The organism is Saccharothrix sp., assembly GCF_031180885.1.
Taxonomy (GTDB): Bacteria; Actinomycetota; Actinomycetes; order Mycobacteriales; family Pseudonocardiaceae; genus Actinosynnema.
In genome coordinates, this window is the sequence record NZ_JAPSLK010000032.1 from 86,253 (window position 1) to 95,827 (window position 9,575).

The window sequence follows — 9,575 nt, forward strand, 5'->3', positions numbered from 1 at the left end:
TGCTCCTGAGCTGCTGTGACAGTCCCCAGCAAGGAGAGCACGCTGAGCGCCGAGACCACACTCCGGCTTCCCAACCCCGCGCGGGTCGTCGTCCTCGTCTCCGGCTCCGGCACCCTGATGCAGGCGCTGCTGGACGCCGCCGCCGACCCGGGCTACCCCGTCGAGGTGGTGGCCGTCGGCGCCGACCGGGGCCGCATCGAAGGACTCGCCCGCGCCGAACGCGCCGGCGTGCCCACGTTCACCGTGCGACTCAAGGACCACCCGACGCGCGACGAGTGGGACACCGCCCTCGCCGACGCCGTCGACGCGCACAAGCCCGACCTCGTGGTCTCCGCCGGGTTCATGAAGATCCTCGGACCGGCCTTCCTGGCCCGCTTCGGCGGCCGGATGGTCAACACCCACCCCGCGCTGCTGCCCGCCTTCCCCGGTGCGCACGGCGTCCGCGACGCCCTGGACTACGGCGTCAAGGTCACCGGCGCGACCGTGCACCTGGTGGACGGCGGCGTGGACACCGGGCCGATCCTGGCCCAGGAAGCCGTCGTCGTCGGTGACGGTGACGACGTCGACAGCCTGCACGAGCGCATCAAGGTGGTGGAGCGGCGGCTGCTCGTCGACGTCGTCGCCCGCCTGGCCCGCGAGGGCTGCACCGTGAACGGACGAAAGGTGAGCATCCCGTGACCACTCCTGCCGAGAGGCGACCGGTTCGTCGGGCCCTGATCGGGGTGTCCGACAAGTCGGGGCTGCTGGAACTGGCCACCGGCCTGCACGCGGCCGGAGTCGAGATCGTCTCCACCGGCGGCACGGCCAAGACCCTGGCCGACGCGGGGGTGCCGGTCACCCCGGTGGAGAGCGTGACCGGGTTCCCCGAGGTGCTCGACGGCCGGGTGAAGACGCTGCACCCGCGCGTGCACGCCGGCCTGCTCGCCGACACCCGCAAGCCCGAGCACGTCGAGAAGCTGCGCGAGCTGGACATCGCGCCGTTCGACCTGCTGGTGGTGAACCTGTACCCGTTCACGCAGACCGTGGCGTCCGGCGCGTCGCCGGAGGAGTGCGTCGAGCAGATCGACATCGGCGGCCCGGCGATGGTGCGCGCGGCGGCGAAGAACCACGCCAGCGTGGCCGTGGTCGTTGACCCGGCGCGGTACTCGTGGGTGCTGTCGCAGGTCGCCGAGGGCGGGTTCACCCTGGCCGACCGGCAGGGCCTGGCGGCGGCGGCGTTCCGGCACACCGCGTCCTACGACGTGGCCGTGGCGTCGTGGATGGGCAGCGTGCTCAGCCCCGACGACGAGGGCTCCGGCTTCCCGGGCTGGGTCGGCGCGACCTGGGACCGCAAGCAGGTGCTGCGCTACGGCGAGAACCCGCACCAGAAGGCGGCCCTGTACACGCAGGGCGACGGCCGGACCGGCCTGGCGACCGCGCAGCAGTTGCACGGCAAGGAGATGTCGTACAACAACTTCGTCGACGCGGACGCGGCGTGGCGCGCGGCGTGGGACCACACCCTGCCGTGCGTGGCGATCATCAAGCACGCCAACCCTTGCGGCATCGCGGTGTCCTCTGTGGATGGTCCCGGCGCGATCGCGGACGCGCACCGCAAGGCGCACGCGTGCGACCCGGTGTCGGCGTTCGGCGGCGTCATCGCGGCCAACCGCGAGGTGACGGTCGAGCTGGCCGAGCAGGTCGCGGAGATCTTCACCGAGGTGATCATCGCGCCGTCGTACGCCGATGGCGCGGTGGACGTGTTGGCGCGCAAGAAGAACGTCCGCATCCTGGTCGCCGCGGAGCCTTCCCGCGGTGGCGTCGAGATGCGCGCGGTGTCCGGCGGCCTGCTGCTGCAGACCGTGGACACCATCGAGGCCGAGGGCGACGACCCGGCCAAGTGGACCCTGGCGTGCGGCGAGCCCCTGGACGCCGCGGGCTTGGCAGACCTGGCCTTCGCGTGGCGCGCGTGCCGCGCGGTGAAGTCGAACGCCATCCTGCTGGCTTCGGGTGGCGCGACCGTCGGCGCGGGCATGGGCCAGGTCAACCGCGTCGACGCGGCTCGGCTCGCGGTGGCCCGCGCCGGCGACCGGTCGCGGGGTTCGGTCGCGGCGTCCGACGCGTTCTTCCCGTTCCCGGACGGGTTGGAGGTGCTGCTGGAGGCCGGTGTTCGGGCGGTGGTCCAGCCGGGCGGTTCGGTCCGGGACGCCGAGGTCATCGCGGCGGCGGAGGCGGCGGGCGCGACGGTCTACCTGACCGGGACCCGCCACTTCGCGCACTGATCCGGGTGTGAAGCCGCGCGGTCTCCGCTTGGGGCCGCGCGGCTTTCGCGTTACTTGGCCACCATCTCCTCGGCCGCCTTGCGCACCACGGCCTCGGCGTCGGCGACAGGGAATTCAGTGTCCTGAAACATTCCCTTCTGCCGACCAAAATATTCAATCGAGTAAACGATCTCGCCCTTGCGCACGACCAGGCCGACGTGGGTCTTGTCGGAGGTCGCGCCGGGTTTGATGAACATCGCCTCGTCGCCCAGGCCCTCGGTGGGCTTGGACTGGTCGCCGGACAGCTGGGTCTGGCTGCCGAACGTGCTCTTCGCCTGGTCCTCGTTCTTGGCCTTGTCCTTGTTGAACACCCGGTAGTCGTAGACGTGGATGCTCAGCTTCCGGGGGTTCGTGCCGTCCTTGCCCTTGGCCTGCTCCCACATGCAGAGGCTGTGCTTGAGGCCGGTCTTGCCGTCGTCGGGCTTGATGGCCAGGCGGAAGCTGCTGGTCTTCGCCTGCTGCTTGAGGCTGTCGCTGATGGCGCACGCCTCGGTGGGCTGCTCGCCGGGGCCGCCGCCGACCTCCTCGGTGTACTCCATGTACATCACGCCGAAGACGCCGCCGACGACGAGGACGATCGCGCCGACGAGGATGCCGACGACCAGGCCGGTGCGCTTCTTCTTGGGCGGCTGGGGGCCGTAGCCGCCGGGGCCGCCGTAGCCGGGACCCGGTGCGCCGTAGCCAGGGCCGGGGCCGCCGGGGCCTGGTGCGCCGTAGCCGGGTCCGCCTGGGCCGGGTGCGCCCTGGGGGAATGCGGCCTGGGGCCGGCCGGGCATCGGGCCGGGCTGAGGGTGGCCGGCTTGCGGTGGGCCGTAACCCGGCTGGGGTGGTGGCTGGGGCTGTTGTGGCTGCTGGGGCCAGTTCTGAGGAGCGTTCACGGTTCCCCCCGTGTGTCGCGGAAGCGTCGGGCCGCAGTCTGCCAGTCACCCGTCCGTGGCTCTTGACGCCGGGTGGTCCGGAGGGGATAAGATCGTGTCGTCGTTCGAACAGGTGTTCGACGGACAGGTCGCCGGCTTCCCACGGCGATCCGCGCACAGGGGTGCGCGCGGATTCGTGGGAGGAGGGTTGGTGTCGTCCAGGTCGGCAACGGCGACGTTGGTCGCGCTCGGGGTAGGCGCGGCCGGCGAGTCGGCCACGGCATCGGCTCGGGCTCTGCCGGTTCGCGGGGAACTGGCGGAGATCCTCCCGTGGGGCGGCCTGCGGCGGGGCAGCACGGTGTCGGTGCGCGGGTCGACATCGTTGCTGCTCACGCTGGTGGCCGAGGCGACATCGGAAGGGTGCTGGGCGGCGGTGGTCGGTCTGCCGCGGTGCGGGGCGCTCGCGGCGGCCGAGTTGGGGGTGGCCGTCCACCGCCTCGCGCTCGTGCCCCGTCCCGGTCGGGACCGGGACGAGGTCGAGCGCACCGTGGCGGCGTTGCTGGACGGCTTCGACCTCGTGTCGGTGGCCACCCCGGTGACGCCCGCGACCGCACGCAAGCTCTCCGCGCGGGCACGGCACCGCAAAGCCGTCCTGCTGCCGTTCGGGATCGGCTGGCCCGGTGCCGACGTGGAGCTGCGCGCCGCCTTCAGCCGGTGGACGGGCCTGGGCGAGGGCCACGGCCTGCTCACCGGCCGCACCGTGACCGTCCGCGCGACCGGCCGGGGGGCCGCCGCGCGGGAACGGACCGCGGTGCTGTCCCTGCCAGGCGTTCCCGCGCGGGGAGAGGCGTCCCTGCCCGCCTCCGACCTCGCGCGGGAACGGTCCTGGCGACCCGTCGGGAGCCGCGAGCGCGTGCTGCACCCGGTCCCGGTTCCGGCGGAGGCGGGGTGATCATCGTGCTGTGCCGCTTCCTCGCCGCGCTTCCGCGACTTCGCCCGGCGTCCGCCGCGCCCATGCCTGACCGCGCGCCCGCCGCGCTCGACTCCGCGCTCGCGTCCGCCGCGCTCGACTCCGCGCCCGGTGTCGCGCCTTGGCGGCTCGGGGGCTGGACGCGATTCGGAGGTGTGCCCCGATGACCGGCTACACGCTCGCCGTCTGGTGCCCGGACTGGCCGGTCGTCGCCGCCTCCGCCGAAGCCGCCCTCCTCCCGCACGTCCCCGCCGCCGTCGTCCGCAACAACGAGGTCATCGCCTGCTCGGCCGTCGCCCGCGCGGAAGGCGTCCGGCGGGCCATGCGCAAGCGCACCGCGCAGAGCCAGTGCCCCGAACTGGTGGTCTTCGACCACGACGAGGTCCGCGACGCCCGCCTGTTCGAACCGGTCGCCGCCGCCGTCGAGGAACTGGCTCCGGGCATCGAGGTGGTCCGCCCCGGGCTCGTCGCGGTCGCCGCGCGCGGCCCGGTCGGGTACTGGGGATCACCCGAACGGGCGGCGGAGCGGATCGTGGACCACGTCGCCGTGCACGCCGGCGTCGAGGCGCAGGTGGGGTTCGCGGACGGGTTGTTCGCCGCGACCCTCGCCGCGCAGCGTGGTCTGGTCGTCCCGGCCGGCGGGGCGCGGGAGTTCCTCGCCCCGCTGGGCGTGCACGAGCTGAACCCGCCCGCCGAGCACCGCCCGGACCGCGCCGACCTGGTGGACCTGTTGCGGCGCTTGGGTTTGCGCACCCTCGGCGCGTTCGCCGAGGTCCCGGAGCGGGACGTGGCCAGCCGCTTCGGCCGGGACGCCGTGCTGGCCCACCGCCTCGCGGGCGGGTTGGAGGAACGGCCGCGGGTCCGCCGCCGGCCGCCGCCCGAGCTGTCCGTCACGCAGACCCTCGACCCGCCCGTGAACCGGGTCGACGCCGCCGCGTTCGCCGCGAAGGCACTGGCCGAGCGCCTGCACCAGGTGCTCGCCGACCGCGGCCTGGCGTGCACGCGGCTGGGCATCCGGGCGACCACCGAGCACGGTGAGCAGCTGCGCCGGGTGTGGCGGTGCGCCGATCCGCTGACGCCGCAGGGCATCGCGGACCGGGTGCGCTGGCAGCTCGACGGCTGGCTGACCCGCGAACGCCTCACCTCCGGCCTGCACCTGCTCCAGCTCGACCCGGAGGAGGTCGTCGACGCCGCCGCCCTCCAACTCGGCCTGTGGCCGGGCGCGGGCCAGGACCAGGGGGAGGCCGCCGAGCGCGCCGCCCGCGCGATGGTGCACGTCCAAGGCCTGCTCGGGCCGGACGCGGTGGTCACGCCGGTGTTGCAGGGCGGTCGGGGACCGGTCGAGCGGGTGCGGCTGGTGCCGTGGGGGGACGAGCGCACGCCGGCGACCGACCCGGACCCGCCGTGGCCGGGCCGGCTGCCCGCGCCGTCGCCGGCGACGGTGTTCGCGTCCCCCGAACCGGTGGTGCTGGTGGACGAGGCGGGCGGCGACGTCGTCGTCACCGGGTACGCGGAACTGGTCGGCCGGCCCGCCCGGCTGGTCCACAGTGGACAGTCGCGGCGGGTGGTGGCGTGGTCCGGGCCGTGGCCGGTGGACGAGCGGTGGTGGGACGAGGAGAGCGCGGTGCGGGCGGCGCGCCTGCAGGTCCTGGGCGCCGCGCCGGACGGGGAAGAACTGGCCTACCTGCTGATCCGCGCGGGTGGGAAGTGGGCGGTGGAAGGGGTGTACGACTGATGTCTGCCGATTTCTTCGAGGCCGAGGGCCTGTCCGACTGGCTGGACGGCTACGAACCGGGCACCGGCCTGGGCGCGGCCTTCAACGGCAACGATCCCGAACCGGCCTACCCGGCGCGCTTCGGGTGGGCGCCGCCGCTGGTCCCCCTGCCCCGCCGGGCCCCGGACGAGCTGTTCTGACGTGGGCTGGAACAACCCGCCGGTCCGCTGGTCGGAGCTGGAACGCGCGCTGTCCGGCAAGCCGCCGCTGCCCGACGGCGGCGACAGCCCGGCCTGGACCCGGCACCGCGACCGGTACGAGGCGCCGCCGGACTTCGCGGTCAAGGTCGACGAGCTGGGCGCGACCCGGACCCGCGTCCCGTACGTGGAACTGCACTGCCACTCGAACTTCAGCTTCCTCGACGGGGCGAGCCACCCGGAGGAGCTGGTCGAGGCGGCGCAGCAGCTCGGGCTGGACGGGCTCGCGATCACCGACCACGACGGCATGTACGGCGTGGTCCGGTTCGCCGAGGCCGCGAAGGAACTCGGCGTGCGCACGGTGTTCGGCACGGAACTGAGCCTGGGGCTCACCACACCGCAGAACGGCGCCTCCGACCCGGAGGGCGAACACCTGTTGCTGCTGGCCACGAACCCGAACGGCTACCACGCGCTGTGCCGCACCATCACCACCGGCCAGCTCGCTGAGGGCAGCGAGAAGGGCCGTCCGATCTACTCGCTGGAGCAGGTCGTCGCGGACACGCGGGACGAGTGCGTCGTGCTCACCGGGTGCCGCAAGGGCGCGGTGCGGCGGGCGTTGGCGGCGGGTGGTCCGGAGGCGGCGTTCGCGGCGTTGCGGCAGTTGGTCGCGCTGTACGGCGAGGACCGCGTGTACGTCGAGCTGACCGACCACGGCTACCCGGAGGACGGTCCGCGCAACGACCTGCTGTGGGGCATGGCCGCGGAGCTGGGGCTGCCGACCGTGGCGACGAACAACGTGCACTACGCGGTGCCGTCACGGGGTCGGCTGGCGGCGGCGATGGCGGCCGTGCGGGCGCGGCGCAGCCTGGACGAGATGACCGGGTGGCTCCCGCCGGGGCGCACCGCGTGCCTGCGGTCGGGGGAGGAGATGGCGCGGCGGTTCGCCCGGTTCCCCGGCGCCGTGCACCGCGCTGCCGTGCTCGGGATGCAGTGCCAGTTCGACCTGAAGCTCATCGCGCCCGAGCTGCCGCCGTTCGACGTGCCCGAGGGCGAGGACGAGGACAGCCACCTGCGCGCGCTGACCTATGCGGGCGCGCGGCGGCGTTACGGCACGCCCGAGGAGAACCCCAAGGCGTACCGGCAGATCGAGCACGAGCTGCGGATCATCGAGGACCTCGGGTTCCCGGGCTACTTCCTGGTGGTGCACGACATCGTGGACTTCTGCCGCCGCAACGACATCCTGTGCCAGGGGCGGGGGTCGGCGGCGAACTCCGCGGTGTGCTTCGCGCTGGGCATCACCAACGTCGACGCGGTCCGGTTCGACCTGCTGTTCGAGCGCTTCCTCGCGCCCGTCCGGGACGGGCCGCCGGACATCGACCTGGACATCGAGTCGGACCGGCGCGAGGAGGCCATCCAGTACGTCTACCGCAAGTACGGGCGGCGGCACGCGGCGCAGGTGGCGAACGTCATCAGCTACCGGGCGCGGTCGGCGATCCGGGACGTGGCCAGGGCTTTGGGGCACTCGGTCGGCCAACAGGACGCGTGGAGCAAGCAGATCGACCGGTGGGGACCGCTGCGGTCCACTGTGGACGCCGTGGAGATCCCGCGGCCGGTCCTGGAACTGGCCGCGCAACTGGAGAACTTCCCGCGCCACCTGGGCATCCACTCCGGCGGGATGGTGATCTGCGACCGGCCGGTGAGCGAGGTGTGCCCGGTGGAGAACGGGCGGATGGCGAACCGGACCGTGCTGCAGTGGGACAAGGACGACTGTGCGTCCATCGGCCTGGTCAAGTTCGACCTCCTGGGCTGGGCATGTTGTCGGCCCTGCACTACGCGATCGACCTCGTCCGCGAGCACGAGGGCGTCGAGGTCGACATGGGGCGGATCGACCTGGCCGACGAACGCGTGTACGAGATGCTGCAAAAGGCCGATTCCGTAGGGGTTTTCCAGGTGGAGAGCCGCGCCCAGATGGCGACCCTGCCCCGGCTGAAGCCGCGCGAGTTCTACGACCTGGTCGTCGAGGTCGCCCTGATCCGGCCGGGCCCGATCCAGGGCGGGTCGGTGCACCCGTACATCCGGCGGCGCAACGGCCAGGAGAAGTGGGAGCACGACCACCCGCTGCTGGCCGGTGCGCTGCAGAAAACCCTTGGCGTGCCGCTGTTCCAGGAGCAGTTGATGCAGATCGCCGTGGACGTGGCCGACTTCACCCCCGCCGAGGCCGACGAACTGCGGCGGGCGATGGGCGCCAAGCGTTCCACGTTGAGGATGGAACGCTTGCGCGACCGGTTCTACCAGGGCGCTTTGGCGAACGGGGTCGAGGAGGAGTTGGCGGAGCAGATCTACGCGAAGCTGCTGGCGTTCTCGAACTTCGGCTTCCCCGAGAGCCACGCGTTGAGCTTCGCGCACCTGGTGTTCGTGAGCGCGTGGTTCAAGCTCTACCACCCGGCGGCGTTCTGCGCGGCACTCCTGCGCGCGCAGCCGATGGGCTTCTACTCACCCCAGTCCCTGGTCGCCGACGCCCGCCGCCACGGCGTCCAGGTCCTGGGCCCGGACGTCAACGCCAGCCTCCCGCACGCCACCGTGGAACGCTTCGACGGCAAGCTCGCTGTGCGGTTGGGTTTGGCGGGCATCCGCAACATCGGCCAACGCCTGGCCGAAACCATTGTGGCCCAACGCGCTTCGGGTACGTACCGGGACATGACCGACCTGGGCACGAGGGTCCGCCTGACCGCGATTCAGGCGGAATCCCTCGCCACCGCAGGTACTTTCACCTCGTTCGGCTTGGACCGCCGTCGAGCGTTGTGGGCGGCGGGGGCAGTGGCCGGCATCCGCCCTGATCGCCTGCCGAACACCACGGTCGGCACCGAGGCGCCTGTGTTGCCCGGCATGGACGACGTCGAGTTGGCGTCGGCGGACGTGTGGGCGATGAGCCTGTCCCCGACCAGTTTTCCCACCGAGTTCGTGCGCGAGCACCTGGACACCCTCGGCGCTTTGACGGTTTCGGCGCTGTCGGGGGTTCCGGATCGAACGGTCGTCCTCATCGGCGGTGCTGTGACGCATCGCCAACGTCCCGCGACGGCCGGCGGGGTGACGTTCCTGAACATCGAGGACGAGACGGGCATGGTCAACGTCGTCTGCACCACGGGCCTGTGGACCCGCTACCGCAAGGTCGCGAGATCGAGCCCGGCCCTGCTCGTGCGCGGGGTGCTGGAGAAGGCGGAGGGCGTCATCAGCATCAGGGCCCACCGCCTGACGCGCCTGGACCTGAAACTCCCCACCCGCTCGCGAGACTTCCGCTGACCCATCCCCGCCAACCGTCCCACCCGCCGCGCCACCGACTGCCGCCACCGGCCCCGCCGCCGGCCGCGCCGCCACCCGCCGGGCCTGCCGCGCACGCGGAGCCGCCCGGCCGTCGTGCCGCCACCGGCCGTGCCGCCACCGGCCGTGCCGCCACCGGCCGTGCCGCCACCGGCCGTGCCGCCACCGGCCGTGCCGCCACCGGCCGTGCCGCCACCGGCCGTGCCGCCACCGGCCGTGCCG

The 9,575-nt window shown here is 73.0% G+C and carries 6 protein-coding genes and 1 pseudogene; 6 read left to right on the forward strand and 1 reads right to left on the reverse strand.

Annotated features, from left to right (window positions below; genetic code table 11):
* Positions 1-15 precede the first annotated feature (15 nt).
* Together purN and purH are read left to right on the forward strand one after the other, a co-directional pair.
* Positions 16-678 (forward strand): phosphoribosylglycinamide formyltransferase, encoded by a 663-nt coding sequence (purN, locus tag RIN75_RS28940; RefSeq protein WP_309115194.1) that lies wholly within the window; start codon positions 16-18, stop codon positions 676-678.
* Positions 675-2,258, forward strand: a complete 1,584-nt coding sequence (purH, locus tag RIN75_RS28945; RefSeq protein WP_309115195.1) for a bifunctional phosphoribosylaminoimidazolecarboxamide formyltransferase/IMP cyclohydrolase — start codon at positions 675-677, stop codon at positions 2,256-2,258. The genes purN and purH overlap by 4 nt, the downstream gene beginning before the upstream one ends.
* A gap of 50 nt (positions 2,259-2,308) precedes the next feature.
* Here purH and RIN75_RS28950 read toward each other — a convergent pair whose 3' ends face one another.
* Positions 2,309-3,073 carry a hypothetical protein gene (locus tag RIN75_RS28950; protein ID WP_309115196.1) on the reverse strand — a complete coding sequence of 255 codons (765 nt, stop codon included), beginning with the start codon at positions 3,071-3,073 and terminating at the stop codon, positions 2,309-2,311.
* Between the two features lie 292 nt (positions 3,074-3,365).
* Here RIN75_RS28950 and RIN75_RS28955 point away from each other — a divergent pair, with 292 nt between their 5' ends.
* From RIN75_RS28955 to RIN75_RS28970, 4 genes and pseudogenes are all read left to right on the forward strand, one after another.
* On the forward strand, positions 3,366-4,106 hold the full coding sequence (locus tag RIN75_RS28955) for a hypothetical protein (RefSeq protein ID WP_309115197.1): 741 nt from the start codon (positions 3,366-3,368) through the stop codon (positions 4,104-4,106).
* Between the two features lie 181 nt (positions 4,107-4,287).
* Positions 4,288-5,859: a DNA polymerase Y family protein gene (locus tag RIN75_RS28960; RefSeq protein ID WP_309115198.1), complete on the forward strand. Its 1,572-nt coding sequence runs from the start codon at positions 4,288-4,290 to the stop codon at positions 5,857-5,859.
* Positions 5,859-6,038 carry a hypothetical protein gene (locus tag RIN75_RS28965; protein ID WP_309115199.1) on the forward strand — a complete coding sequence of 60 codons (180 nt, stop codon included), beginning with the start codon at positions 5,859-5,861 and terminating at the stop codon, positions 6,036-6,038. Before RIN75_RS28960 ends, RIN75_RS28965 begins: the two co-directional genes overlap by 1 nt.
* A 1-nt stretch (position 6,039) precedes the next feature.
* Positions 6,040-9,335, forward strand: a pseudogene (locus tag RIN75_RS28970) (error-prone DNA polymerase).
* Positions 9,336-9,575 lie beyond the last annotated feature (240 nt).